Source organism: Paenibacillus sp. FSL K6-1558, from assembly GCF_038002565.1.
Classification (GTDB): Bacteria; Bacillota; Bacilli; order Paenibacillales; family Paenibacillaceae; genus Paenibacillus; species Paenibacillus polysaccharolyticus.
The window spans coordinates 2203748-2230360 of sequence record NZ_JBBOCV010000001.1 but is presented as its reverse complement, the minus strand read 5'-3'; the positions used below and the strand labels follow the sequence as shown (position 1 = coordinate 2230360).

22 protein-coding genes and 2 riboswitches are annotated in these 26613 nt (G+C 47.7%); of the genes, 18 read left to right on the top strand and 4 right to left on the bottom strand.

Annotated features, from left to right (window positions below; genetic code table 11):
- Positions 1-9: 9 nt before the first annotated feature.
- The 5 genes from MHI38_RS09520 to mgrA all read left to right on the top strand — a co-directional run bounded on the left by MHI38_RS09520 (position 10) and on the right by mgrA (position 4279).
- The gene (locus MHI38_RS09520) at positions 10-675 is read left to right on the top strand and encodes a bifunctional 2-keto-4-hydroxyglutarate aldolase/2-keto-3-deoxy-6-phosphogluconate aldolase (protein ID WP_090915508.1); all 666 of its coding nucleotides are present in this window, start codon (positions 10-12) and stop codon (positions 673-675) included.
- Between the two features lie 86 nt (positions 676-761).
- Positions 762-1535 carry an alpha/beta hydrolase gene (locus MHI38_RS09515; RefSeq protein ID WP_261769211.1) on the top strand — a complete coding sequence of 258 codons (774 nt, stop codon included), beginning with the start codon at positions 762-764 and terminating at the stop codon, positions 1533-1535.
- 27 nt (positions 1536-1562) lie between these two features.
- Positions 1563-2330 carry an HAD family hydrolase gene (locus MHI38_RS09510; RefSeq protein WP_154887548.1) on the top strand — a complete coding sequence of 256 codons (768 nt, stop codon included), beginning with the start codon at positions 1563-1565 and terminating at the stop codon, positions 2328-2330.
- A 48-nt stretch (positions 2331-2378) separates the two neighbouring features.
- On the top strand, positions 2379-3119 hold the full coding sequence (locus tag MHI38_RS09505; protein ID WP_154887550.1) for an NAD-dependent protein deacylase: 741 nt from the start codon (positions 2379-2381) through the stop codon (positions 3117-3119).
- A 143-nt stretch (positions 3120-3262) separates the two neighbouring features.
- A complete protein-coding gene (gene mgrA, locus MHI38_RS09500; RefSeq protein ID WP_154888539.1) occupies positions 3263-4279 on the top strand; it encodes an L-glyceraldehyde 3-phosphate reductase in 1017 nt (338 codons plus the stop codon).
- An 84-nt stretch (positions 4280-4363) separates the two neighbouring features.
- On the opposite strand, the gene MHI38_RS09495 is transcribed toward mgrA, so the two are convergent.
- Entirely contained in the window at positions 4364-5332 is a 969-nt protein-coding gene (locus MHI38_RS09495) for an AraC family transcriptional regulator (RefSeq protein ID WP_154887552.1), read from the bottom strand.
- 166 nt (positions 5333-5498) lie between these two features.
- Here MHI38_RS09495 and MHI38_RS09490 point away from each other — a divergent pair, with 166 nt between their 5' ends.
- The 11 genes from MHI38_RS09490 (at position 5499) to ptsP (ending at position 19164) form a co-directional block, all read left to right on the top strand.
- Positions 5499-6680, top strand: a complete 1182-nt coding sequence (locus MHI38_RS09490; RefSeq protein ID WP_154887554.1) for a galactokinase — start codon at positions 5499-5501, stop codon at positions 6678-6680.
- A 1-nt stretch (position 6681) separates the two neighbouring features.
- On the top strand, positions 6682-7671 hold the full coding sequence (galE, locus tag MHI38_RS09485; RefSeq protein ID WP_090915498.1) for a UDP-glucose 4-epimerase GalE: 990 nt from the start codon (positions 6682-6684) through the stop codon (positions 7669-7671).
- 14 nt (positions 7672-7685) lie between these two features.
- Positions 7686-9284: a UDP-glucose--hexose-1-phosphate uridylyltransferase gene (locus tag MHI38_RS09480; RefSeq protein WP_154957988.1), complete on the top strand. Its 1599-nt coding sequence runs from the start codon at positions 7686-7688 to the stop codon at positions 9282-9284.
- 189 nt (positions 9285-9473) lie between these two features.
- The gene (locus tag MHI38_RS09475) at positions 9474-10004 is read left to right on the top strand and encodes an MSMEG_1061 family FMN-dependent PPOX-type flavoprotein (protein ID WP_154888541.1); all 531 of its coding nucleotides are present in this window, start codon (positions 9474-9476) and stop codon (positions 10002-10004) included.
- Positions 10005-10096: 92 nt separating this feature from the next.
- A complete protein-coding gene (locus MHI38_RS09470; RefSeq protein WP_154887559.1) occupies positions 10097-11260 on the top strand; it encodes an iron-containing alcohol dehydrogenase in 1164 nt (387 codons plus the stop codon).
- A 307-nt stretch (positions 11261-11567) separates the two neighbouring features.
- The gene (locus MHI38_RS09465; RefSeq protein ID WP_145332645.1) at positions 11568-12104 is read left to right on the top strand and encodes a protease; all 537 of its coding nucleotides are present in this window, start codon (positions 11568-11570) and stop codon (positions 12102-12104) included.
- Between the two features lie 84 nt (positions 12105-12188).
- On the top strand, positions 12189-13742 hold the full coding sequence (locus MHI38_RS09460) for a flotillin family protein (RefSeq protein ID WP_090915488.1): 1554 nt from the start codon (positions 12189-12191) through the stop codon (positions 13740-13742).
- A gap of 167 nt (positions 13743-13909) precedes the next feature.
- Positions 13910-14764: a glucose PTS transporter transcription antiterminator GlcT gene (gene glcT, locus MHI38_RS09455; protein WP_154887561.1), complete on the top strand. Its 855-nt coding sequence runs from the start codon at positions 13910-13912 to the stop codon at positions 14762-14764.
- A gap of 287 nt (positions 14765-15051) precedes the next feature.
- Positions 15052-17106 carry a glucose-specific PTS transporter subunit IIBC gene (gene ptsG / locus MHI38_RS09450; protein WP_154887563.1) on the top strand — a complete coding sequence of 685 codons (2055 nt, stop codon included), beginning with the start codon at positions 15052-15054 and terminating at the stop codon, positions 17104-17106.
- A gap of 77 nt (positions 17107-17183) precedes the next feature.
- Positions 17184-17459 (top strand): HPr family phosphocarrier protein, encoded by a 276-nt coding sequence (locus MHI38_RS09445; RefSeq protein ID WP_036617010.1) that lies wholly within the window; start codon positions 17184-17186, stop codon positions 17457-17459.
- Positions 17452-19164 (top strand): phosphoenolpyruvate--protein phosphotransferase, encoded by a 1713-nt coding sequence (ptsP, locus tag MHI38_RS09440; protein ID WP_090915483.1) that lies wholly within the window; start codon positions 17452-17454, stop codon positions 19162-19164. The genes MHI38_RS09445 and ptsP overlap by 8 nt, the downstream gene beginning before the upstream one ends.
- Positions 19165-19417: 253 nt before the next feature.
- Here the strand turns inward: ptsP and gcvPB are convergent, their stop codons facing one another.
- The 3 genes from gcvPB to gcvT all read right to left on the bottom strand — a co-directional run bounded on the left by gcvPB (position 19418) and on the right by gcvT (position 23507).
- Positions 19418-20926, bottom strand: coding sequence for an aminomethyl-transferring glycine dehydrogenase subunit GcvPB (gene gcvPB / locus MHI38_RS09435; RefSeq protein WP_373323330.1), 1509 nt, complete (start codon positions 20924-20926; stop codon positions 19418-19420).
- Positions 20927-21012: 86 nt separating this feature from the next.
- Positions 21013-22368: an aminomethyl-transferring glycine dehydrogenase subunit GcvPA gene (gcvPA, locus tag MHI38_RS09430; RefSeq protein ID WP_221787314.1), complete on the bottom strand. Its 1356-nt coding sequence runs from the start codon at positions 22366-22368 to the stop codon at positions 21013-21015.
- Positions 22365-23507 carry a glycine cleavage system aminomethyltransferase GcvT gene (gene gcvT / locus MHI38_RS09425; RefSeq protein WP_154887568.1) on the bottom strand — a complete coding sequence of 381 codons (1143 nt, stop codon included), beginning with the start codon at positions 23505-23507 and terminating at the stop codon, positions 22365-22367. Before gcvT ends, gcvPA begins: the two co-directional genes overlap by 4 nt.
- Before the next feature lie 229 nt (positions 23508-23736).
- Positions 23737-23837, bottom strand: a riboswitch (glycine riboswitch).
- Between the two features lie 3 nt (positions 23838-23840).
- Positions 23841-23963: riboswitch (glycine riboswitch) on the bottom strand.
- A 345-nt stretch (positions 23964-24308) separates the two neighbouring features.
- Here gcvT and gcvH point away from each other — a divergent pair.
- Together gcvH and MHI38_RS09415 are read left to right on the top strand one after the other, a co-directional pair.
- Positions 24309-24701: a glycine cleavage system protein GcvH gene (gene gcvH, locus MHI38_RS09420; RefSeq protein ID WP_154887570.1), complete on the top strand. Its 393-nt coding sequence runs from the start codon at positions 24309-24311 to the stop codon at positions 24699-24701.
- 442 nt (positions 24702-25143) lie between these two features.
- Entirely contained in the window at positions 25144-26607 is a 1464-nt protein-coding gene (locus MHI38_RS09415) for a PTS mannitol transporter subunit IICB (protein WP_154887573.1), read from the top strand.
- Positions 26608-26613: the final 6 nt, after the last annotated feature.

Genomic DNA, 26613 nt, shown 5'->3' with positions numbered 1-26613 from the left:
GAGAATGAAATGAAGAAGCTTCAACTGTTGCAAAAGATGACGGACAATGGTGTGGTGGCGGTTCTGCGCGCAGATTCAGCTGACCAGGTCATTGCTATGGCCGAGCAGGCAATCGCGGGTGGGATCAAGGTTATCGAAATTACGATGACCGTTCCGGGTGCGCTCAAAGCGATCGAAAAATTAAGCCGTGTGTATCATTGGAATACGCAAGATCCGGAGAAATTCGCGATTATTGGCGCAGGAACTGTGCTTGAGGCGCAAACGGCGAGAGCTGCGATTATGTCAGGTGCCGAGTTTGTCGTAGGACCATCTCTTAACCCTGAGACCGTTCAGATGTGTAATTTGTATCGTGTGCCGATCTTGCCGGGTGTCATGACCATTGCTGACGTGCAGCGTGCACTGGAGCTTGGCGTGGATATTATCAAGCTGTTCCCTGGCAACCTGTATGATCCATCCATTATCAAAACGATGAAAGGCCCTATGCCACAGGCGAACTTCATGCCAACAGGCGGTGTATCTTTGTCCAATCTTGGTGAGTGGATCAAAGGTGGAGCAGTAGCTGTCGGGATCGGCTCTGACCTGACGTCGGAAGCTGTGAAGACGGGAGATTTGAGTCATGTCCGCCGCAAAGCGGAACAATATATGGAAGCTTATCGCAAAGCCAAGGCTGAATAATGTTTCAAGATGGAAGGGAGCCTGCGACAAGCGGGCTCCCGCTTCCATAAGCCGCGGTAATTTGCGGAAGTGTAGAAAGGTGAATGATGTTGAGAAATCGTTATAATACGGGGCGCAAGAAGAGGGGCATTGGCAAGTTTTTGCTCGTACTTTTGGCGCTCATTGTTATTGGTTGCGGATATGTTGCATGGAAGTTGCTCACGCCTTATGGCCCACAGGAAGCAGCGCAGGCTGCGATGGAAACATCCGGCGGGGTTACCGTCAGTGAGCAGGAGAATTGGATCGATTTTAAGCCGGATAAACCTAAAGCAAACGGAAAAAGTATACTTTTCTATCCTGGCGGATTAGTTAAACCAGAAAGTTATGCTCCTCTTGCTCATGAGCTCGCTGCAGCTGGTCATCATACCATTATTGCTAAGATGCCGGTAAATTTGGCTGTAATCAAACCCGATCTGGCCGATGATATTTTGGCAGCATACCCTGAAGAGCAGTTCGTCATGGGTGGTCACTCGTTAGGTGGCTCCATGGCTGCACGATATGTAGTGGCACATCCGGATGCCCTTCACGGCATTTTTTTCCTGGCGTCCTATCCGGATGAAAAAGGAAGTGTGCAGAAGCTGGATATTCCGGCCTTATCCATTCTCGGCACGAATGATGGAGTTGTGAATATGACCAAGTATCAGGCTGGACGCATGTATTTGCCACCAGATACCGTGTATTACACCGTTGAAGGAGGGAACCACGCTCAGTTTGGTGACTATGGTCATCAGAAGGGTGACGGTGAGCCATCAATTAGTGAAGAGGATCAGTTGAAGCAGACGGTCAAAACGTTGTTATCTTGGTTAGATACCATCAAGTAGTCTATTTTTCAGCGGAGGTGAGGGTGAGTGGCTTTGCTACAGGTGCAGGGAGAGAAGATCCCCTGCAGGGCAATTCTGTTTGACAAAGATGGCACCTTGCTGGATTTTCTTCAATTATGGGGTCCTTGGGCGGAGAGTATGCTCGTGCAAATGCAAGCATGGATGCGAGAACGTGATGCCTCTTTTACCGTGGAACTCGAACATGTGCTGGGTACGGTTCACGATTCGGAAGGTCATCTCAGCGGCTACGATGTGCAAGGGCCGCTTGCCATTGCAACTGTAGATGAATGTAACGGCTGGCTGGCAGGTCAGCTCTATGCTACGGGTACGCCATGGAACGAAGCTATTACAACGATACGCCAGTTTTCAAGTATAGCGATGAAGTCTGTAAGAGAGCGGAAATCCGCTGAACCCATGCCTGGATTACTGGATTTACTACAACGTTGTAAGGAAGCAGGCATTCAGCTTGCAGTGGTGACTTCCGACAGTACATTAGCGGCTGAGACACATCTGGACTGGATGGGCATCCGTTCCTTTTTCAGTTCGATTGTAGGCTGTGACCGGGTAACGCGCGGCAAACCCGATGGTGAATCATTCCTGCTGGCTTGCCGGGAATTAGCGGTTGAGCCTCATGAGGCTGTAGTCATTGGAGACAGCAACGGTGATATGCAAATGGGCCGCCATGCAGGAGCAACATATACTTTGGGGTACTGTCTTCCATCGGACCAGAGTGCGCATTTGCATGATGCGGACGCCGTCATTCGTCATTATGATGAGTTAGGTATTGTGTTATAGATCCTGCGCTATGTTCGTATGTATAAGGAAATCAAAGGAGGAGAGAGGATGAACGCAACAGAGCAACTGGCTGCCTGGATTCAGGAAAGCTCACGCATTGTTTTTTTCGGAGGAGCCGGAACTTCAACGGAAAGCGGGATTCCCGACTTTCGCTCGGCTGCGGGACTGTACCAGACGGAGCAGCACTCCCCTTATCCTCCAGAGGAACTGTTAAGCCGACATTTTTTTGATCAGCACGCTGATATTTTTTATGACTTTTACCGGGGGAAAATGCTTCATCCCGATGCGGAACCGAATGGTTGTCATCGTTTACTTGCCAGGCTGGAGCAGAAAGGTAAACTTCACGCTGTCATTACGCAAAACATCGATGGTTTGCATCAAAAGGCAGGCAGCAGTCATGTGCTGGAGCTTCATGGTTCGGTTCATCGCAATGCTTGCATGGATTGCAAGCAGTTCTATTCGCTGCATGACATTATGCAATCGAAAGAGGTTGTACCTCGTTGCTCGTCATGCGGAGGTGTGGTCAAGCCAGATGTAGTTTTGTACGAAGAAGAACTGGATCAGGCAACGTTGTATCATGCCATCGACGCCCTGTCTTCAGCAGATTTATTGCTTGTAGGTGGGACTTCGTTGACGGTATATCCAGCAGCTCAATTAATTACGTATTTTCAGGGAAAACACACCGTTCTGCTCAATGCCACACCAACCGCTTACGATCATCGGGCAGACTTGTTGATTACAGAGCCGATTGGCGAGGTAATGAAGGGTGTAGACCAGCTTATTGGTTAACTTAAGGTTGTTAGTGAATCAGCTTATTGGGTAACCAAGGTTGTGAAGTAACTTATGCCTTATAAAAATGGACTGAATTACTGCATCCTCCGGCTAAGGCTTGGATACAGGATGCGCGAACCTGTGGAAAGAAGGGATTCATGATGGTCTATGTAGCTGCTGAAACACGCTATGAAACGATGAAATATAACCGCGTGGGACGTTCCGGCCTCAAGTTGCCAGCGATTTCACTTGGACTGTGGCATAATTTTGGTGGAATTAACAGTGTAGAGAATGGACGCAACATGATTACACGTGCATTTGATCTCGGCATTACACATTTTGATCTGGCTAACAATTATGGCCCACCTGCAGGTTCAGCAGAGCAACTGTTTGGTCAGGTGTTGGCTCAGGATCTGAAACCATACCGGGATGAACTGATTATCTCCACCAAAGCCGGATATTATATGTGGCCAGGACCTTATGGTGAGTGGGGTTCTCGCAAATACTTGATATCCAGCCTGAATCAGAGCCTTACACGAATGGGACTGGATTATGTGGATATATTTTATTCACACCGTTATGATCCAGATACGCCGCTGGAAGAAACAATGATGGCACTTGATCATATGGTTCGTTCCGGCAAGGCACTTTATGTTGGTATCTCCAATTATCCTGCAGAGCAAACGAGACAGGCGGCAGAGATCTTGAAAAGCTTAGGTACGCCATTGCTGATTCATCAACCAAGGTATTCCATGCTGGATCGCTGGATTGAAGATGGACTTCAGGATGTGCTGGACGAATACGGAGCAGGCAGTATTGCGTTCTGTCCATTGGAGCAAGGTGTGCTTACGAACAAATATTTGAATGGCATTCCAGAAGATTCCCGTGCCAAAGGTCCTTCTGTATTTTTAAATGAAAATAATATCTCTCCCGAAACACTTCGTAAGGTACGTGCTCTGAATCAGATTGCGGCATCCCGTGGTCAGAGTCTTGCCCAGTTTGCACTGGCATGGGTACTGCGCAATGGAAGAGTCACGTCTGCGCTAATTGGCGCAAGCCGTCCGTCTCAGATTGAAGAGAACGTAGCTGCGCTTAGTCAGCTGGAGTTTTCCACGGAGGAACTGGAGCGGATTGAATCCATTTTGAGACCAGAGTCTACGAATAAAAACAAAGATTAGAACCTGTCCCATATTAGGGTAGTGTTCAGAAATAAATCATACACAAAAAGTGCATCTTAGCCATAAAGGCAAGATGCACTTTTTTTATTTTGAGCGTGATGGACGCGCAAGCAGTTTCTCCCGATAGAGAGTGGGGGCTTCGCCGTGGAAACGTTTGAATTGACGGGAAAAATACAGAGCGTCAGGCATACCAACAGAAGCAGATACCTGTTCAATGGACAAGTCCGGCCGTTCCCGAAGCAATTGACGTGACTTGTCGATCCGCAGTTTCAACAAATAGGTTACAGGGGTGAGTCCGGTTTCCTGTTTGAAAATACGCGAGAGATATGCACGATTATATCCGAGACTCTCCGACATTTGTTCAATGGATACAGGGTAAGCGTACTGCGTGGACATATATTGAATCATCTGTTTTACCGTCCGCCGGATGGAGGATTCTCCTGATGTTAATGTCTGTCCCTCGGTGAGATGGGTCTGGGCCTCGGCTAAAATCATGTACAGTGTACCGAGTGATGTATAATGGGCGCTTTCTTTTCGCTCGGCAAAAGCGTCCTGCATGACCGACAACCAGTTGGATATGTCACAGGCTGTACCAGCATGAAAAACCGATTTCTCGGGCCTAAACCCGGCCTGTTCGACGTGCCCGGCAGCTTCACTGCCTGTAAAGGCAATCCAGCGGTATTGCCACGGCTTGCGGTTATGGGACTGGTAGCTTACCAGTTGTCCCGGATGGATCAAAAAACAATCACCTGCGGCGAGATCGTAGGTGTGCAGCTCCGTACGGAACGTGCCGGCTCCTTTTTCTACATAATGCAAAAGATAATAATCATATAGCTTCGGTCCAAGTGCATGTCCAGGGAGAGTCTGGCTTGCACCAGCAAACAGGACATGAAGTGCCCCTCGGTTATCATAGGTGGGATTGGAGGCAACCGAATAACTAAGTGCTCCGCTTTTGCTTACGGCTGTTTCCTGTGAGGGCCTGGAGCTAGACGAACTGGATGAACCTGTTGTGTTATGGGATGTTTCTGCCGGATTTGTTTTGTAATCTTTCATGTGAAATCCTTCTTTCCGTTGATTAGAGCTTCAGTCGTTAGATTCATTATATGATTAAAGGTCACATTTATCCATATGAATCACACATGGTTTCATTTTAACAGAGATCACTTCCTTGTATAATAACATTAAGAAAACCACAACAAAGAGGCGAGGTGCATCAGCTTTGAATGTAACTGATTTGCAACAAAAGTTTATTGAGAGGTACGGAGAAAGTGGAGCGGACATCCGTGTATTCCATGCCCCTGGGCGTGTGAATCTGATTGGTGAACATATCGACTACAACGGTGGTTATGTGCTCCCGGCCGCGCTTGAGTTTGGCACAACCTTGCTCATTCGTGAACGTACGGATAACGCATTACAGCTGGCTTCTACCAATATGGCTTACGAGGGGACTCTGGACAGAGCCTCCATTGGTCAGGAGAAAACGGGGGAGTGGACGGACTACCCGGTAGGCGTCATGGTACAGCTGCAAGGCAAAGGTGTGCAAGTGACGAGAGGGTATGATTTCCTCTACCACGGTGAAATACCAAATGGCGCAGGACTTTCCTCATCAGCATCTCTGGAGGTTCTCACCGGGTATGCGATTCAATCCATGGAAGGGGTACTCGGCATTGACACCGTGGAACTTGCGCTTTTGTCCCAGAAAGCAGAGAATGAGTTTGTTGGTGTCAACTGCGGCATCATGGATCAGTTTGCTGTAGCCAACGGGGCGAAGGATCATGCGATTCTGCTGATGTGTGATACGCTGGAGTACGAGAAGGTTCCTTTCCGTACAGGTGCTTACAAACTGATTATCGGTAACACAAACAAACGCCGTGGTTTAGTTGATTCGGCTTACAATGAGCGGCGCTCTCAATGCGAGCAGGCACTTGCCATTTTGAAGGAACAGCTGCCTGCACTGAATTACCTGGCTCAATTAAAGCCAGAGCAGTTTGACACTTTACAGGATCAGCTCAAGGATGAGAAAGTCAGACAGCGTGCCCAGCACGTTGTAGAAGAAAATGCACGAGTACTTGCATCCGTAGAAGCGCTGCAGAACAATGACTTGCAGACGTTTGGACAGTTGATGAATGCTTCACATGAATCGTTGCGTGATTTGTATGAAGTTAGCTGCAACGAGCTGGATGTCATGGTTGAGGAAGCGCAGCGGATTCCAGGAACACTGGGTGCACGTATGACGGGTGCAGGTTTTGGTGGATGTACGGTGTCTCTGGTACATGAGAATGATGTGGAACGTTTTGTGAGTGAAGTGGGTGCAGCATATGAAGCACGCACCGGTCTCAAAGGTGATTTCTATGTATGTGGTGTAGGCGAAGGTGTTAACGAACTCAAGGAGGCGAAGTAAAATGGCAATTTTGGTGACAGGTGGAGCAGGATATATTGGATCTCATACGGTGGCGGCATTGCTCGAACGTGGCGAAGAAGTCGTTGTACTGGATAACTTGCAAACAGGACATCGCGAGGCATTGCTTGGCGGTAAGTTGTATGAAGGTGATTTGCGTGACAAGGAAATCTTGACGAAACTGTTCGCGGAAAATTCAATTGATGCTGTCATTCACTTTGCGGCGAACTCGCTCGTCGGCGAGAGCATGAAAGAACCGGCTAAATACTACGATAATAACGTATTCGGCACACTTTGCCTGCTTGAAGCAATGAATGCAGCGAATGTACGTCGCATCGTCTTCTCATCTACAGCAGCAACTTATGGTGAGCCTGAGAAAGTGCCGATCGAAGAGAGCGACCGTACGGAGCCTACGAATGTATATGGTGAAACCAAATTGATGATGGAGCGCATGATGTCCTGGTTCGACAAAGTGCAGGATATCAAATACGTTTCCCTGCGTTACTTCAATGCAGCCGGTGCACACGAAAGTGGCAAAATCGGTGAAGATCACCAGCCGGAAAGTCACTTGATTCCGCTTGTATTGCAAACGGCACTGAAACAACGTTCGCATATCGCTGTATTCGGAGATGACTATGCAACAGAGGATGGCACATGTGTCCGCGACTATATCCACGTTAGTGATCTGGCTGATGCGCATCTGCGTGCAGTGGATTACTTGCGCAAAGGGGAGAACAGCAACGTGTTCAACCTGGGTAACGGCACTGGATTCTCGGTAAAACAAGTGATCGAAACCGCTAAAAAAGTAACAGGCCTGGATATTCCGGTTGTTCAGGAACCACGTCGTGCAGGTGACCCGGCTGTGCTGGTGGCATCTTCTGCGAAAGCAAGATCCGTTCTGGGTTGGAACCCAAAATGGACAAATCTCGAAGATGTCATTCAAAGCGCATGGAACTGGCATCAATCACGCCCTGAAGGCTACGGAAAAAACTAGGAGGCGAACATCTTATGTCACAGACTCAACCTGGAGCAGAGGCCACAGAGCGTACACCCGAGCAGCAGGAAGCACTGCATGCCATTGAGCGTCTGGTCGAATTTGCCTTACAGAAAAAATTGATCGAGGAAGCGGACTATGATTACAGTCGCAACCTGCTGATGGAACAGTTCGGATTCTCGGAGCCTTATGCCGGTGAATTGCATGCTACAGTTCCTGATAGTCCACAGACCATGCTGGACACTCTCATTGACTATGGATATACGATTGGACTCATTCCTGAAAATAGCGATACCTTCCGTGACCTGCTGGATGCGAAAATTATGGGTCATCTGATGGCGCGCCCTTCAGAAGTTGTGCGTGCTTTCCGTGATAAGGAGAAAACGGAAGGTATCGAGGCGGCAACATCGCAATTTTATGACTTATCCATTAACTCGAACTACATCCGAATGGATCGCGTATCCAAGAACGTCTATTGGACGCAGGATACCGCTTATGGCGAGATGGAGATCACGATCAACCTTTCGAAGCCGGAGAAGAGTCCAAAGGAAATCGCTATGGCGAAATTGCTTCCACCTCCGGTATATCCGAAATGTCAGCTGTGTCGTGAAAATGTAGGTTATGCTGGTCGGGTGAATCACCCGGCCCGCCAGAATCTGCGTGTCATTCCGCTACAGCTTAACAATGAGCCGTGGTTGTTCCAATACTCGCCGTACGTGTACTACAACGAGCACTGCATTATTTTCCATCATGATCATGTGCCGATGAAACTGACGAAGGATACCTTGCGCAGACTGCTTGCCTTTGTTCAGGAATATCCGCATTACTTTATCGGGTCTAACGCCGATCTTCCAATCGTGGGCGGTTCCATTCTGACCCATGACCACTTCCAGGGTGGACGTCATACGTTTGCCATTCAAAACGCACAGCCAGAGGCGGTCTTCCGTCATGCGGATGCACCAGGGCTGACACTTAGCCTTGTCAAATGGCCGATGTCCGTGATGCGTCTGCATTCACATGATCCTGCGGAATTGCTAGAAGCGGGTAACGCGGTCTATGAAGCGTGGAAAGTCTACAGTGACTCCGCAGTAGCGATCGAAGCTTTTAGTGAGATCGATGGGGAAAAGGTACCTCACAATACGGTAACTCCGATTGTTCGCCGTAGTGCGGATGGCGGTTTTGAGATGGATCTCGTGTTGCGTAACAACCGTACAAATGACGAGCATCCGGAAGGGATTTTCCATCCACACCGTGAAATGCACCATTTGAAAAAAGAGAATATCGGCTTGATCGAAGTCATGGGACTGGCTATTTTGCCGGGACGCCTGAAGCAAGAGCTGGATGGCATTGCCGACATCTTGGCGGGTGATACACAGCTTGCAGAAGCTGCCCAGGCAGCGGATCACGAGCTGAACAAACATGTACCGTGGACAGAAGAGTTGAAGCAGGAGCATGGCTCCAGCTTGACGAAGGAAGAAGCGGTTACACTTGTACAACAGCAGGTAGGTTTGAAATTCTCCAAAATTCTGGAACATGCAGGTGTGTACAAACATGATGAAGCTGGACGTCAAGCATTCCGTCGCTTCGTAAGTAGCATGGGCTATACAGAGTAGGAAGACCATTTGGCATCCGTTCAATTGTGAACGGGTGCTTTTTGGCATGGTTCGAGATGTATAATAGAGTAAGGAACGAAAGAAGAACAGTTAGAATGACCCACACTACATAAGGAAAAGGGGACGATTTATTTGAAAAAGCCGCCGCTTAATCTTCCATTTATTTCAGATGCCAAGGAACTTAAAAGCATGGTTGGAGAATCCAGCGAACGTGTGCGCAATAAAGTAATCCCGTTTGTGGATTCGCATGTTCAAAATTTTATCACGAAGTCACCCTTGTTCTTCTTGTCCACTTCGGATCAGGATGGAAAATGTGATGTATCACCGCGTGGGGATGAACCCGGCTTTGTCCGTGTATTTGATTCTTATAGACTGGTGTACCCGGAACGTCCAGGAAATCGCCGAATCGATTCCTTGTTGAACATCTTGTCAGATCCGGGCGTGGGCATGTTGTTTGTGATTCCGGGATTAAATGAAGTGTTGCGTATCAATGGAACAGCTCGGATCACAAAGGATGAAGAATTCATCGCAAGCATGAACTGGAGTGGTAAAACGATTGGAGCAGCCGTCATTGTTGAAGTCGAGGAATGTTTCATCCATTGTCCGCGGGCTTTCAATCAGGCAGGGTTATGGGACGCTGCAACATGGGCGAAATCCGAAGAGTTGCCATCCGTGAATGAACTTCTTCAAGCACATCTGAAGATCAACGGATTGAACTAAAGTGAGCGGCTATCGATTTGTTTTTCTATAAAAGGGGTACTATAATTGAGGTTGCACTAAAAACTAAACTCCATTGGAGGCGATTATAGATCATGAGATCTTTTCAATTTTATAACCCGACTCGTCTAATCTTCGGTAAAGGCCAGCTCGAAGCGCTGAAAACCGAGGTGCCGAAATACGGCAAACGGGTTCTGCTTGTATATGGCGGTGGAAGCATCAAACGCAGCGGACTGTATGAGCAAGTGCTCGGTTTGCTCAAGGAAATCGGAGCAGAAGTAACGGAGCTCGCAGGTGTGGAGCCGAATCCGCGTCTATCCACTGTACATAAGGGCGTGGACTTGTGTAAAACGAACGGTATTGAGCTCATTCTGGCTGTTGGTGGCGGTAGTGTGCTTGATTGCGCCAAAGCGATTGCCGTTGGAGCCAAATATGATGGAGACATGTGGGACTTTGCACAGCGTAAAGCTGTTGCACAAGACGCGCTTCCACTCGGCACAGTGCTTACCATGGCGGCTACTGGTTCAGAGATGAACTCCGGTTCCGTAATCACAAACCAAGAAACACAAGAGAAACTCGGATGGGGCAGTGCGCATTCATTCCCTGCATTCTCCATTCTTGATCCCGTAAATACATACACGGTACCGAAGGATCAAACGGTATACGGTATGGTGGACATGATGTCTCACGTATTGGAGCATTATTTCCATCTGGATCCGAACACGCCTGTTCAACTCGGCTTCTGCGAGACGATTCTGCGTACAGTAATGGAAGCAGCTCCTCGTTTGGTGGATGACCTGGAGAACTATGAACTTCGTGAGACGATTCTGTATTGCGGAACAATGGCACTTAATGGCGTGTTGAACATGGGACTTGCAGGAGACTGGGCAACGCACAATATTGAACATGCGGTATCTGCGGTCTACGACATCCCGCATGGTGGTGGACTTGCAATTCTGTTCCCACACTGGATGAGACATAACCTTGATGTGAAGGTAGATCGTTTCAAACGTCTTGCGATCAACGTGTTTGACGTGAACCCTGAAGGTAAATCCGACAGACAGATTGCCGAGGAAGGTATTGATGCACTCAGCAAGTTCTGGACATCCATTGGTGCACCAAACCGTCTGGCCGACTATGATATTGATGACAGTCAGATTGAGGTTATGGCGGATAAAGCGATGCTGTTTGGGCCGTTCGGTAACTTTAAAAAGTTGCAACGTGAAGATGTGGTATCCATCTACAAAGCTTCGCTGTAAGTGAATTAAGAAGCTTGGCATGTAAGCTTAATATCCATTGGAATACTGATAATAAACGCAAGTCTCCTGTTGGAGGCTTGCGTTTTTTCATGTCTGGACTACTGTGAATCACTTCTATGATTCCACACCGTGAATTGGCATGGAAGAGAAAAATGGAGCATTCCTGAATATTATGATGCTAATACCCATTAGCGGCTTCTCAATACAACTCAGGGAAGATTTTGAAACATTTTGCCTGGATGTACGTATTTATTTACATGTGGAATGCACAGTTGGGAGAAATTGCAGCGGAGAGGAGGAAGAGGGGATGGAAGCAATCTATTGGGGGTGTCTCATCGGAGGTGCCGTTTTTGCCATCGTGAGTCTGGTGCTAGGTGACTTGATTGACGGTTTGCTGGATGGTGCTTTCGAAATGCCTGGTGTTGATTTTTTTAAACCTGTTGTACTGGCGGGATCCATCACTGCTTTTGGTGGAGCAGGCATACTACTGACGCGGTACAGCTCTCTTAGTGTGATGTCGAATCTGATCTTATCCCTGCTGATCGGTATTGCTGCAGCCATGCTGGTATTTTTCGCATATATCAAGCCGATGCGTAACAGTGACGTTTCAATTGCTTTCTCCATGAAGGAGTTAGCGGGCAAAATTGGTGAAATCACGATTCCGATACCGGCAAACGGATTTGGTGAAGTCATGATTCGTTTTGCATCTGGTAACACCATTCAGACAGCGTCCAGCTTCGAACAGCTACCCATTGCGGCGGGGGCACGAGTGGTTGTCATTGATGTGGTGGACGGAGTATTGCGCGTATCCGAGTGGGAAGAAGATGTACTTAAGGATGTCTAGGTCAGTGAAATTTCCTAATAATGCGGGGGAACTGACGGTAGCAGAATGATTTTTAATACTTACGAGACAAGGGGAGAGATGTGAATGGGTAATCTGGATTGGGATGTGTTGTTAATTCCTGTTGTGGTTGTTGGTGTAATTTTGATTCTGGGTTTAGCTTTCTGGGCGAGATACAAAACGGTCGGTCCCGACGAAGCGATGATTGTAACCGGTTCATTCTTGGGTAGCAAAAATATTTCGGAAGATGAGTCAGGACGTAAAATCAAAATCGTGCGCGGCGGCGGTGCGTTCATCCTGCCTGTGTTCCAGCAATCTGAATTTATTTCGTTGCTTTCACACAAGCTCGATGTCTCCACGCCTGAAGTATACACGGAACAGGGTGTTCCTGTTATTGCTGACGGGGTGGCGATCATCAAGGTCGGAAGCGCTGTAGAAGACGTTGCAACGGCTGCTGAGCAATTTATCGGCAAACCGGTTGACGCGCTGAGGGGAGAAGCCCAGGAAGTGCTGGAGGGGCATTTACGGGCCATTCTCGGTACGATGACGGTGGAAGAGGTATATCGGAACAGAGATCGTTTTGCTCAAGAGGTTCAAGGCGTGGCCGCACGGGATCTGAAAAAGATGGGGCTGCAGATCGTTTCCTTTACCATTAAGGATGTCCGTGATAAACAAGGGTACTTGGATGCACTCGGTAAACCAAGAATCGCAGCTGTGAAACGTGATGCTGAAATTGCCGAAGCGGAAGCGATGCGGGATGCACGGATTCAGAAGGCAAATGCCGAAGAACAAGGGCAGAAGGCTGAGTTGCTGCGTGATACCAACATTGCTGAGGCAGCCAAAGAGAAAGAATTGAAGGTCGCGGCCTTTAAACGTGATCAGGATACAGCCAAGGCGGAAGCGGATCAGGCGTATCATATCCATGAAGCACGCGCAAGACAAACGGTTGTAGAAGAGCAGATGAAAGTAGAACTCGTACGTAAAGAACGTGAGATTGACTTGCAGGAAAAAGAGATTACGGTGCGTGAGAAACAATACGATGCGGAAGTGAAGAAAAAAGCGGAAGCAGATCGTTATGCTGTTGAGCAGGCTGCGGAAGCGGACAAAGCAAAACGGATGCGTGAAGCTGATGCAGTGCAGTACTCCATCGAAACTCAAGCCAAAGCAACAGCTGAGCAGAAACGACTTGAAGGTCAGGCCATTGCGGATGCAGAGCGTGCAAAAGGTACAGCCGATGCAGAAGTTATTCGTCTGCGTGGTCTTGCCGAAGCGGAAGCCAAAGAAAAATTGGCTGAGGCGTTCCAGAAGTTTGGCGAAGCTGCGGTACTCGATATCATTGTCAAAATGTTGCCTGAACTGGCTGGTAAAATCGCTGAGCCAATCTCCTCGATTGACAAGTTGACGGTAGTAGATACAGGTAAGGGCGAGGGTGCTGCACGTGTCAGCAACTACGTCACGGAACTGATGGCTACTGCACCTGAGATGTTGAAAAGTGTGTCAGGCATCGACGTGGAACAACTGATCAAAGGATTGACCAAATCGAAAACAGCTACACCAGTGGCTGTGCAATCGAGTGAATCAGTAAAACAGACGTCACCTATTATCGAGAGCATTGTAGAGCGTAGCGATAGTAAAGAGTAAGAAATGGCAGCTTAATTACATGGCTGGTCTATTGACCTTATGGCGAATTTTTGTTACTTTTTAAGCGAGACGTCCGGCGCGGTTTGCCCGCTCCGGATGTTTTTTTTGATTTGGTTTGAAGATGTGTCAGACACATCCAAGATGGTGTGAAAAAAAGAGGTGCAAAAATGAGCAGCCTGCATGTAGATAAAGCACTAAATAATAATGTAATTATTGCACAGCATCCTGAACACGGCGAAGTTGTGGTCATCGGCAAGGGCATCGGCTTTAACCGGAAGCCGAGTGATGACATCCCACTGACGGCTGTGGAGAAGATGTTTATTTTGAAAAACCAACAGGAGCAGGAGCAGTACAAGCAACTTCTTCCGCAGGTGGATGAAGCTTTGATCGAGATAATTAACGAAGTCATTACGTATATCGCAGAGCGTACGGACGTTCCGCTTAATGAACATATTCATATTGCGTTAACAGATCATATCTCTTTTGCGCTGAAACGCAAAGAGCAGGGTATTATCATTCAAAATCCTTTTTTATATGAGACAAGAGAAATTTACCCTGATGAATATCGGATGGGCGAATATGCGGTTCGTTTAATTAAGGAAAAGATGGATGTAGATCTCGGTCAAGATGAGATTGGTTTTGTGGCTCTGCATATCTATAGCGCGATGACGAACCAGAACATATCCCAAGTACGAGAGCATTCTCAATTAATTACGGATCTGGTGAACCTGGTTGCAGACCAGCTCGACTATTCCTTCGAAACGCAGTCTTTGGATTATTCCCGTCTGTTAACTCACCTTAGGTTTGCCCTGGAACGTGTGCGCCGCGGAGATAAGGTGGAGGAACTGCACAAGCTGGATTCCTTGCTCAAATTAGAGTACCCCGAAATGTACTCGCTTGCATGGAAGCTCACTAAAGTGATGGAAAAGCGCTTAAAGCTACCTGTATATCCGGCAGAAGTTGGTTATTTAACCATTCATCTGCAACGGCTGAATCAACGGAAAGAAGAAGAGAATAAGTGAAATCATGTCAGAAATTTTAGCAAAATTACGTTTTTTTCTGTAAAGGCTTGCAATGCGTTCGAAGTGGTGCTACAATGGTGACCGTAATCAAGCAACTGAATAAACATAAGCGACGTGTTACTGACTCGATCAGGCATGAGTTAATTAGAGTGTGATTGTTCTACCTTTTTAAGGGTATGCTATACCCCAAGGTAGGCGCAGTTCACTTTTATTAGTTCATGCCTTTTTTGTGTTCCATTGCTTGCATCACGACATACAGACTTAGACGAAAGGAAGAATACGACGCGATGTTTAAAAAGCTTTTTGGTGTATTGCAAAGAGTAGGTAAAGCTCTCATGTTGCCTGTAGCGATCTTGCCAGCCGCAGGTTTGCTGCTCGGAATTGGTAACATGCTGGTGAATCCGGATTTCCTGCAATATGTGACTGCGCTCGATACCCCGTGGGTTAACTCGATTGCAACTATAATGATGAACGCAGGTCAGATCGTATTTGATAATCTGGCATTGCTGTTTGCTGTCGGGGTAGCTGTTGGACTCGCTGGCGGTGAAGGTGTAGCAGGACTTGCAGCCATCATCGGTTACCTGGTGATGAATGTAACTCTGGGTTCTGCAGTAGGTGTTACGCCTGCCATGATTGGCAAAGTACCTGGTTATGCAAGTATCTTGGGTATTCCTACACTAAGCACAGGGGTTTTTGGAGGTATCATTATTGGTATCGCTGCAGCGCTGTGTTACAATCGGTTCTTCAAAATTGAACTGCCGTCTTACCTTGGATTCTTTGCGGGTAAACGATTTGTTCCTATTGTCACTTCAGTAGTTTCCCTGTTGTTAGGGTTACTGCTCGTGGTCATCTGGCCACCAATCCAGAACGGACTAAATGCCATTTCTCACTTCATGGTAGATACCAGCCCGACTTTGTCGGCCTTTATCTTCGGTGTTGTAGAACGGTCACTGATTCCGTTTGGTCTGCATCACATTTTCTACTCCCCATTCTGGTTTGAGTTCGGTGAATATGTGAACAAAGCCGGCGATGTTATTCGCGGGGACCAAAAGATTTTCTTCAGCCAGTTGCGCGATGGCGTTGAATTGACTGCGGGAACGTTCCAAGTTGGTAAATTCCCGTTCATGATGTTCGGTTTGCCAGCAGCGGCACTTGCGATGTACCATGAAGCAAGACCAGAGCATAAAAAATATGTTGCAGGGATCATGGGTTCAGCTGCGCTGACATCATTCCTGACAGGGATCACAGAACCACTCGAGTTCTCATTCCTGTTCGTAGCACCGATTTTGTTTGCAGTACACTGTATCTTTGCAGGTTTGTCTTTCATGACGATGCAATTGCTCGATGTCAAGATCGGGATGACCTTCTCAGGCGGTTTCATTGACTTCCTGATCTTTGGTATCATTCCAAACCGCACACCATGGTGGGATGTTATTATCGTCGGTTTGATCCTTGCCGTGATCTATTACTTCGGATTCCGATTGATCATTCGCAAGTTCAATCTCAAAACACCTGGACGTGAAGAGGCATCTGCGGAAACGGTATCCGGCGGTTCTTCAGGCTCCACGGACGATCTGCCTCACAATATCCTCGAAGCCTTTGGCGGGAAGGAAAACATTAAACATCTGGATGCATGTATTACTCGTTTGCGGATTGAAGTGAATGAGAAATCCAATGTACAAAAAGATCGTTTGAAACAATTGGGTGCATCTGGTGTGCTTGAAGTGGGTAATAATGTTCAAGCCATCTTCGGAACACGTTCCGATACGATCAAGTCCCAAATGCAAGATATCATTGCAGGGCGTACACCTGCACCAACTCCAGTTGCTGAAGTTAAACCAACTCCTGAAGAGGAGAAAGCACAAGGAGAACAAGGTGAACGCATTGTCACAGAGGATATCGTGATGCCAGTCAATGGTGAGCTGATGGATATTACCAATGTACCTGATCCAGTCTTTGCTGAGAAAATGACAGGTGACGGGTTCGCCATTTTGCCACATGACGGAACGATTACATCCCCTGTGTATGGTAAAGTATTTAATGTATTTCCAAGCAAACATGCCGTGGGCATCATGTCCGACGGCGGTAAGGAAGTGCTTGTACACATAGGTGTTAATACGGTGAAACTGAAAGGCCAAGGTTTCAACGTACTGGTTCAGGAAGGTGACCTGGTATCCGCAGGACAACCGATTATGGAAGTGGATCTGGAGTATGTCAAAGCGAACGCTCCTTCGATCATTTCTCCGGTGATATTCACCAACCTGCCAGAAGGTTCTACCGTCACTTTGAAGAAGAGTGGCGTGCTCAAAGTTGGCGATCAGCCGATCATTGAGATAAAATAAGAACTGTTCCAACGATGGCAAGCAAGTGTAAATATATGCAATGCCTAAACTAAACTACTGAAAGCGAGATGATTGTAATGCAACAAACATTCAGAATTACAGACGAAGATGGTATCCACGCACGTCCGGCAACTGCCCTGGTTAATACAGCAAACAAATTCAAAGGTGCTGAATCCTTCGCAGAAGCTAACGGCAAAAAAGTAACATTGAAATCCATTCTGGGCGTTCTTTCCCTCGGTCTGGAGCAAGGTGACACCATCAGCATCATCGTTGAAGGTGAAGGCGAAGCTGAAGCTCTTCAAGCTCTGACAGACGTTATGGTTAACGAAGGGTTGGGCGAAATTAATGCTTAATGTTTCCGGGATCGCGGCTTCGGCGGGTATTGCTATCGCCAAGGCGTTTATCTTGGAGCATCCTGACTACTCTGTAGAAAAACGCCAGATTAACGACGTTGACGCAGAGATTGCTAAACTTGACTCGGCGCTGGGTAAATCCCGCGCTGAGCTTGAGGCAATCAAAGAGCGTACTTTACAAGAGCTTGGCGAGAAAAAAGCAGAGATTTTTGCATCGCATTTGCTCATCCTGGATGACCCGGAACTGATTGATCCGGTAAAAGCGAAGATCGCTGATGACATGATCAATGCAGAATTCGCATTGAATGAAACAGCTTCCCAGTTCATCTCGATGTTCGAAAACATGAAGAGTGCATACCTGCAAGAGCGTGCTGCGGATATGCGTGACGTTACGAAGCGTGTGCTAAATCACTTGCTTGGTATCGACTTCATGAGCCCGGCTGAAATCAGTGAAGAAGTGATTGTGCTTGCAGAGGATTTAACACCTTCTGATACAGCTCAATTGAACCGCCAATACGTAAAAGGTTTTGCAACCAACATCGGTGGACGTACTTCTCACTCCGCTATCATGGCTCGTTCGCTTGAGATTCCGGCTGTGGTTGGAACGAAAGACATCTTGGCTCAAGCGAAACAAGGAGACTTGATCATTGTTGACGGTCTGGACGGTCAAGTTCTGGTTAACCCTACAGATGACGTCGTTGCTGAATACCGTGCCAAACAGGAACAGTATGATGCACAGCGTGCGGAGTGGAGAAAACTGCGTGACGAACCAACGGTTACGGTGGACAACGTTCATGTGGAACTGGCTGCAAATATCGGTACGCCGAACGATGTAACAGGTGTATTGGAAAACGGCGGCGAGGCGGTAGGCTTGTATCGTACCGAGTTCTTGTACATGGGCAGAGACAAGCTTCCTTCCGAAGACATTCAGTACAATGCTTATAAAGCGGTACTCGAAAAAATGGAAGGCAAACCTGTTGTAGTTCGTACACTTGACATCGGTGGAGACAAAGAGCTTCCTTATCTGGATCTGCCAAAAGAAATGAATCCATTCCTCGGCTTCCGCGCAGTTCGTCTGTGTCTGGACCGTCTGGATATCTTCCGTACTCAATTGCGTGCGTTGCTGCGTGCAAGTGTACACGGAAACTTGCGTGTCATGTTCCCTATGATCGCAACACTGGGTGAATTCCGTGAAGCCAAAGCTGTCCTGCTCGAAGAGAAGGAAAAGCTGGTCGCTGAAGGGATCGCTGTTTCCGACAGCATTCAACTCGGGATCATGGTCGAAATTCCATCAACAGCTGTAATGGCAGATCAATTCGCCAAAGAAGTGGACTTCTTCAGTATCGGTACTAACGATCTGATTCAGTACACGATGGCTGCTGACCGGATGAATGAGCGTGTATCTTATCTGTATCAACCATACAACCCAGCTATTTTGCGTTTGGTCAAAATGGTTATCGATGCAGCGCATCGTGAAGGTAAATGGGCTGGCATGTGCGGTGAGATGGCAGGAGACGAAACAGCAATTCCATTGCTGCTTGGTCTTGGACTGGATGAGTTCAGCATGAGCGCAACTTCCATTCTGCCAGCGCGTAGCCAAATCACCAAATTGTCCCGTGCGGACATGCAGGAACTCGCTGCCAAAGCGTTGGAAATGCAAACCGCTGAACAAGTGGTTGAACTGGTTCAAAGCATTCAAGCGTAATTTTGCCGGAGTTTCCTCCGGATTTGAGGTCTTTCTTTTTCCGATAAAGGGCTGCGTTATTGCAGCAATATTGCCGGTGTCCACGATCCAGTGGGGCCGGCTTTTTTTGCTTTTTTATCGTAGTGACAGGATAGCTACTCTTACAAGTGAATAAAATAAAATAAAATCCCCTTATGGGAGTGAGAGAATATCTCATCACGCACAGGGGATTCTGTCACCGAAATAGACTGTATAAAAAATTAGTTTAACTTATTTAGCTACAAGCACAGTTTAATACAGGTTTGCGTGCTGCGGTCGTTTCATCCAGACGAGTTACCGGCGTGCCGTACGGAGCGTTGAGCACCAATTCCGGTGTTTCTTCGGCTTCCTTCGCAATGCGGATCATTGTATCGATAAATCCGTCCAGCGTCTCTTTGCTCTCGGTTTCCGTTGGCTCAATCATAATGCACTCCTCGACATTAAGCGGGAAGTAGATGGTTGGCGGGTGATACCCAAAGTCCAGCAGGCGTTTGGCTACATCCAGTGTGCGTACACCATACTGCTTCAGGCCACGGCCTGACATGACAAATTCATGTTTGCACACGCCAGGATAAGGAATCTCGTAATGAGGTGCCAGGCGAGCCATCATATAATTGGCGTTCAGCACAGCACATTCGGACACACGGCGAAGCCCTTCTGGTCCATAAGTGCGAATATAAGCATAAGCACGAACAAGAATACCGAAGTTACCATAATAGGCTTTGACCCGACCGATCGATTGATCTCCTTCGTAATCCAGAGCGTACATGCCTTGATCATTTTGAACAACCATCGGTTTAGGTAAGAACGGGATCAGGCGGCTCTTCACACCGACAGGTCCGGCACCAGGTCCACCACCACCGTGAGGTGTACTCATCGTTTTATGCAAATTCAGATGCACCACATCAAAGCCCATATCTCCCGGACGTGTAATGCCCATGATGGCATTGGAGTTAGCTCCGTCATAATACAATAATCCGCCAGCTTCGTGTACGATGGACGCAATATCTTGAATATCCTTTTCAAACAAACCGAGCGTATTCGGATTCGTCAGCATGAGTGCTGCGGTATCTGAACCGACTGCTGCACGGAGAGCATCAAGATCGACCAAACCGTCCGTACGCGACGGGATTGTCACCGTTTCGAATCCAGCTACGGTTGCGCTGGCCGGGTTCGTGCCATGAGATGAATCGGGTACGATAACCTTGGTACGCAGTTCACCACGGCTTTCGTGATAAGCTCGAATCATCATAAGCCCGGTCCATTCCCCGTGTGCTCCGGCAGCAGGTTGCAGAGTTACGGCATCCATACCGGTCAGACCTGCAAGATCATTTTGTAAAGTATGGAGCAGTTCGAGAGCACCTTGAAGACTGGATTCATGCTGATACGGATGGATTTTGGCAAAGCCGTTGTAACGTGCTACATCTTCGTTGATCTTTGGATTGTATTTCATTGTACAGGAACCAAGTGGATAAAAGCCGTTATCTACCCCGAAGTTGCGGCGGGACAATGCCGTATAATGACGAATAACATCAACCTCGAATACTTCCGGCAACGCGGCCGCTTCCGAGCGCAGCATTTCCCGGGGAATCAACGTATCAGCATCCTGACGGGGAACATCACATTCCGGCAAGGAATAGGCCACACGTCCGGGACTGCTCAGTTCAAAAATCAGAGTTTGTTCGGGAGCAACGGATGGTGCGACTTGCGGACTGGTTGGGGTTCCTAATGCTTGCGAGTCCACTCCAGTCTGCTGATTGACTGACTGATGTAGGTTAGATGTTTCCGATGAAGCTCCCGCAATGGTTACTTTTGTGGTCGTTTCCTGAGTCACAGCGATCCCTCCAATACACGTGCGAATTCATCGATCTCTTCTTTGCTGCGTCGTTCGGTGACCGCAATGAGCATATGTCCTGCCAGTTCCGAATATTCACGTCCGAGTTCATAACCGCCGATGAAGCCTGCATCCAGCAGTTTCAGCTGAAGAGCATCCACATCGGTTTCTTCAGGGAGCTGGATGACGAACTCGTTAAACGTAGGAGCAGTAAAAGTAAGTCTCACTCCGGGAATAGCTGTTAACGTATTTCGTGCATAGTGACTCTTCTGCAAATTCAGATCAGCAACATCAATCATGCCTTGTCTTCCCATGGTAGACATATAGACAGAAGCACTAAGCGCTAATAACGCCTGATTTGAGCAGATGTTAGATGTCGCTTTTTCGCGGCGAATGTGTTGCTCGCGGGCTTGCAGCGTCAGCACGAAGCCTCGTTTGCCGTTGCGATCGGTCGTCTGGCCGACGATTCGACCAGGAATCCGGCGCATGTGAGCCTGGGACACGGCGAAGTATCCGCAAGTGGGTCCGCCGAGCGAAGCGGCGATTCCGAGGGGCTGCGCATCGCCTACGACGATGTCGGCCCTCAGCTTGCCTGGGGCTTCCAGCAAACCGAGCGACAGCGGGTTGGCGCTCACCACGAGCAGTCCTTTGTGCGTGTGCACAAGGTCGGCAGCCTGTTTTATATTTTCCACGGCACCAAAGAAGTTCGGGCTCTGAATCATAACCGCTGCGGTATCTTCCGAAATTGCCGTTTGCAGGGCATCCCAATCTGTAACCCCATCTTTATAACCAATCTCTACAATCTCCAGACTCAGGCCATGTGCGTACGCCTGCAATACTTGACGGGCTTCAGGGTGAACGGTGCGAGATACAATAAGCTGTTTACGACGGGTAGCTGCGGCGGCAAGATTGCCAGCTTCTGCAAAAGCCGTTGCACCATCATACATACTCGCGTTGGCTACCGCCATACCTGTCAGTTCACAAATATACGACTGAAATTCAAAGATAGCCTGCAATTCTCCTTGGCTGATCTCCGGCTGATAAGGGGTGTAGGCTGTATAGAACTCCGAACGGGAAATGACATGGTTGATGACCGAAGGGATGTGGTGGTCATAGATGCCTGCGCCGAGGAAGCTGGCGTGTGTTTCAAAGTTGGCATTGGAGCCAGCTTGTTTCGACATATGGCGAGTTAAGGCATATTCATCCAGTTTGGAGGACACAGGCAACTCGCCTTGGTAACGAATTTCCTGCGGGATATCTTTGAACAAATCTTCAAGAGTATCCACGCCGATCGTGGCCAGCATAGCGCTCTGGTCTTGTTCTGTCATGGGGATGTAGCGGTGCTTGCTCATGCTTGCTCAGCTCCTTGGGTAGGTGTCTTTGACGTACGTGTCCGTTTATGAAAAGGGGTCTTGACGACCTCGGCTTTTAGCTTTTTGCCACGAATCTCAATCTCCAGTGGTGTACCCAGTGCAGTATATTTGCTGTCAATCAGGGCAAGCCCCAGATTACGTTTCAAGGTCGGCGACTGTGTACCGGTTGTCACTTCACCAATCTGAACGCCATCCGCATAGATCGGGTAATGGGGCCGCGGTATGCCACGCTCCAGCACTTCGATACCGATCAGCTTGCGGGCAGGGCCGTCATTTTTTTGTTGCAACAAAGCTTCGTGTCCGATAAAAGACCCGGCGTTCAGTTTCACAAACATGCCCAGCCCTGCCTCCAGTGGAGAGATGGTTGGTGATAATTCCTGCCCGTATAAAGGCAACTTCGCTTCGAATCGCAGTGTATCACGTGCACCAAGTCCTGCTGGAACGAGGCCTACATCAGCACCGGCTTCCATCAGTCCGTTCCATACGAGGGCTGCCTGATCAGCTGCAACATACAGTTCAAAGCCATCTTCTCCGGTGTAACCGGTTCGTGATAGCAGCAGCTTTACTCCGCATACCTCGGCATGCTGCACGAAGCGGAACGGTTCGATGGAGCTTGCATCTATCTCTGAACCTGTAACCTTCGAGAGAATATCGACCGCTAAAGGGCCTTGTAGCGCAAGCAACGCCGTTTGCTCGGAATCATTGGTGATGTTCACCCCAGGTATAATGTGCTCCTGCAACCATGCCCAGTCTTTGTCGATATTGGAGGCATTGACGACCAGCATGTAGTGTTGCTCCGCGAGTTTATAGATGAGCAGATCATCCACTACACCGCCATCGGGATAACACATCAGTGTGTATTGTGCCTGACCTGGTACAGTTGCGGTCACGTCGTTGGTTGTCATGTTTTGCAAAAAGGCTTCTGCCTGTTCACCCGTTACGGTGAATTCGCCCATATGGGATACATCAAACAGCCCGGCGCGCTCGCGCACGGCTTCATGCTCTTTTTGAATACCGCTAAACTGCACGGGCAACTCCCAACCGCCAAAATCAATGCAACGTACACCTTCATATTGCGCGTATAGGGGGAAGAGTGGTGTTCTTAATAAATCAGACATCCAATCACCTCGTCATGGGCCGTAGTAGGCCAAGTATGAAAACACGTTCTGTGAGCCAGATCAATAATGCTTAAGTAATTTTGGTAATCGAGAGTTAACAGCCGACTGTTCTACATTTTTTCATTGGTTATGTTCAGTACGATTCTAGAACCTGCAATTCATTTTTTGGGAAAAAGGAAAAGGACAGGCCAAAGAACCGGCATGCCAAGTAGCACGCTGTATTCTTAGGCTCTGTCCCTTGTACCTGAGAGTTACCCCGCCGTTTATTCAGACAGGTTTCCCCTTGGGTGATCATAACGTCCGTATAGGACGATTAGATGCTCTCCAGAGTTGCGTCCTGTAAAAGTCCTTTTGCCTGAGAGATTCACCCCCGCTTGTCGGTGGTTTACTCCTTCGGCGCCGCCTCATGCACATCCCCAAACCGGGTGTACGGGCAATCTCTCCCTTTACATTCATCCGCGGTTCATACGTAGTCCAATTAACTTCAGTTGCTCTTCTCATTAAAACGTGAATACAGTCCTGATGTCAAGAACGATATCATTGAAATTGTGTAAAATACGAATATTTAATGTTTATACTATATTAATGTTCGGTTATTTTAAAAGAGTGCGCTTACTATTCTAATATTCGCCATTATATGCAGAAAGAGTAGTGTGAGGTTACACAAGGTGGGTATCGAAATTGAAATAAACTGTGAGCTAACTTGACATTTGAATCTGAAATATCATACGCTATTGTCTGGGAAAAAGGTGAAGGTCAAAGAACGCATGCACTCATTAATGAAAAGCGAGGCGGATATCGATGAGCGAATTGAGAAATGATTTCCTGTACAGTAAAGAGCACGAATGGGTGCAAACCGTAGGGGAGGATACCGTACGTATTGGCATTACCGAGTTCGCGCAGCATCAGCTGGGTGACATTGTGTTTGTAGAATTGCCTGATCTTGAAGCCGGTGTAAAAGCAGAAGACAGCATCGGTACGATTGAATCCGTCAAAACGGTATCTGATCTGTTCTCACCTGTCAGCGGCACCATTGTTGCAGTGAATGAAGCTTTGCAAGACTCGCCAGAACTGGTGAATAGCTCTCCTTACGAAGAAGGTTGGATGATCGAAATCCGTGTCGATGGAGATGTAACAGCTGCATTATCCACATTGCTGAAGGCGGATGCTTATCTTAAACATACTGAGGAATAGAATTCGACTGGATTGTCGAGTTGATTTGTACTTATTGACATATATAATCCTAATTGAATATAAAAAATCTTGCTATTTAAACCTGCGTGAGCTATGAGCTTATGCAGGTTTTTTTGCTGTTTTTTTCTGCATATTGGAGGAATTTAAGTAGGAGTGACATAGCATCATGAATAAAAAAATTGCAAACGGACCAAGCTATTTTATTGCTTTGTATGTTGTATATGAATAAAGTCATAGGCAAGAAAAGCCTTGCGTATCAAAGGGTTGAGCATATATTCCTAATTAAGAGCGACTACATAATCCAATGTTGTCATCATTGTTCATGACGAAAGTACGCTTTCATTTGATTGAACAGGAAGGTTTTCTCGCTTAGGATTACAGCAGGGGATCAATGATACCCCTTTCATACGAAATAATGACTTGATTCAAGGAGGATAAACCAATGAGTAATTTGGATCAAACATCCAATTCCAAAGGTGGGTTACGTGTTGGTGTGCAACGCTTCGGACGATTTCTGAGCGGTATGGTCATGCCCAATATGGGAGCATTTATTGCTTGGGGATTAATTACAGCGATGTTTATTAAAACAGGATGGTTTCCGAATGCGACAATAGAGCAGCTTGTAGGGCCGATGATTACTTATTTGCTGCCGCTACTGATCGGTTATACCGGGGGTACGATGGTGCATGGCACGCGTGGTGGTGTCGTCGGGGCGATTATGACCATCGGTGTCATTGTCGGAACGGATATTCCAATGTTCCTCGGGGCCATGATTGCGGGGCCTTTCGGTGCATGGGTGATCAAGAAGTTCGATAAATCCATTGAGGGCAAGATCAGAGCCGGTTTTGAGATGCTGGTCAACAATTTCTCGGCAGGAATTATCGGTGGTATTTTGGCGATCTTTGCTTTGCTCGGTATCGGGCCGGCAGTAGAGGCCATTAGCAAAGTGTTGTCTGCTGGCGTACAAGGTTTGATGAACCTGGGCTTGCTACCACTCGTCAATCTGATTATTGAACCGGGTAAAGTATTGTTCCTTAATAATGCCATTAACCACGGGATTTTAACACCAATTGCAACAGATCAGGCAAGAGAATTAGGTAAATCCGTTCTTTACATGCTTGAGTCTAACCCGGGACCGGGACTAGGTATTTTGCTCGCTTATTGTTTCTTCGGTCGTGGAATGGCGAGATCTTCTGCACCTGGTGCGGTGGTCATTCATTTCTTCGGGGGGATTCATGAGATTTACTTCCCGTACATCCTGATGAGACCTATTTTGATTCTGGCAGCCATCGCCGGCGGTGTAGCGGGTACGTTAACGTTCATGCTAACTGGCGCGGGATTGGTTTCGGCACCGTCACCAGGCAGTATCATTGCCTATTTTCTGTTGACGCCAAAAGGTGGATATATCCCAATGCTTGCCGGGGTTATCGTGGCAGCTGTGGTTTCCTTCCTGATTGCCTCTCTGCTACTCAAAACGGGTAAACAGAAGGAAGAGGATCTGGAAGAAGCCTCCAGTCGAATGAAAGATATGAAGAGCCAAGGCAACACTGCAAACGCAACCATCACAGCGGATAACCATGAAGCGAACAGAGTAGCGGATATCGCAACTTCCGTTGCATCCAAGGCAAAAGCAGATGTGAAAAAGATTGTTTTCTCCTGCGATGCAGGTATGGGGTCGAGTGCAATGGGTGCTTCGATTCTGCGCAAGAAAATGAAAACCGAAGGAATTGACGTTGCTGTAACTAACACGGCGATCAGTGAAATTCCGCAAGACGCAGACGTTGTTATTACGCAAAAAACACTAACGGATCGTGCACGTTCGGTAGCACCTAATGCAGAGCATATATCCATTGACAACTTCCTAAAAAGCCCGGAATACGATGCGCTTGTTGAACGTTTGAAGTAAAAGGGA

What these genes read in the sequence shown, in the direction of transcription:
- ptsG (WP_154887563.1), top strand. Translation starts at nt 15,052, where the DNA reads ATGTTTAAAAAGCTTTTTGGTGTATTGCAAAGAGTAGGTAAAGCTCTC.
- MHI38_RS09495 (WP_154887552.1), bottom strand. Translation starts at nt 5,332, where the DNA reads ATGAAAGATTACAAAACAAATCCGGCAGAAACATCCCATAACACAACA.
- galE (WP_090915498.1), top strand. Translation starts at nt 6,682, where the DNA reads ATGGCAATTTTGGTGACAGGTGGAGCAGGATATATTGGATCTCATACG.
- MHI38_RS09460 (WP_090915488.1), top strand. Translation starts at nt 12,189, where the DNA reads ATGGGTAATCTGGATTGGGATGTGTTGTTAATTCCTGTTGTGGTTGTT.
- ptsP (WP_090915483.1), top strand. Translation starts at nt 17,452, where the DNA reads ATGCTTAATGTTTCCGGGATCGCGGCTTCGGCGGGTATTGCTATCGCC.
- gcvT (WP_154887568.1), bottom strand. Translation starts at nt 23,507, where the DNA reads ATGTCTGATTTATTAAGAACACCACTCTTCCCCCTATACGCGCAATAT.
- glcT (WP_154887561.1), top strand. Translation starts at nt 13,910, where the DNA reads ATGAGCAGCCTGCATGTAGATAAAGCACTAAATAATAATGTAATTATT.
- MHI38_RS09445 (WP_036617010.1), top strand. Translation starts at nt 17,184, where the DNA reads ATGCAACAAACATTCAGAATTACAGACGAAGATGGTATCCACGCACGT.
- MHI38_RS09480 (WP_154957988.1), top strand. Translation starts at nt 7,686, where the DNA reads ATGTCACAGACTCAACCTGGAGCAGAGGCCACAGAGCGTACACCCGAG.
- MHI38_RS09470 (WP_154887559.1), top strand. Translation starts at nt 10,097, where the DNA reads ATGAGATCTTTTCAATTTTATAACCCGACTCGTCTAATCTTCGGTAAA.
- MHI38_RS09475 (WP_154888541.1), top strand. Translation starts at nt 9,474, where the DNA reads ATGGTTGGAGAATCCAGCGAACGTGTGCGCAATAAAGTAATCCCGTTT.
- gcvH (WP_154887570.1), top strand. Translation starts at nt 24,309, where the DNA reads ATGAGCGAATTGAGAAATGATTTCCTGTACAGTAAAGAGCACGAATGG.
- MHI38_RS09520 (WP_090915508.1), top strand. Translation starts at nt 10, where the DNA reads ATGAAGAAGCTTCAACTGTTGCAAAAGATGACGGACAATGGTGTGGTG.
- MHI38_RS09465 (WP_145332645.1), top strand. Translation starts at nt 11,568, where the DNA reads ATGGAAGCAATCTATTGGGGGTGTCTCATCGGAGGTGCCGTTTTTGCC.
- MHI38_RS09505 (WP_154887550.1), top strand. Translation starts at nt 2,379, where the DNA reads ATGAACGCAACAGAGCAACTGGCTGCCTGGATTCAGGAAAGCTCACGC.
- MHI38_RS09515 (WP_261769211.1), top strand. Translation starts at nt 762, where the DNA reads ATGTTGAGAAATCGTTATAATACGGGGCGCAAGAAGAGGGGCATTGGC.
- MHI38_RS09415 (WP_154887573.1), top strand. Translation starts at nt 25,144, where the DNA reads ATGAGTAATTTGGATCAAACATCCAATTCCAAAGGTGGGTTACGTGTT.
- gcvPA (WP_221787314.1), bottom strand. Translation starts at nt 22,368, where the DNA reads ATGAGCAAGCACCGCTACATCCCCATGACAGAACAAGACCAGAGCGCT.
- mgrA (WP_154888539.1), top strand. Translation starts at nt 3,263, where the DNA reads ATGGTCTATGTAGCTGCTGAAACACGCTATGAAACGATGAAATATAAC.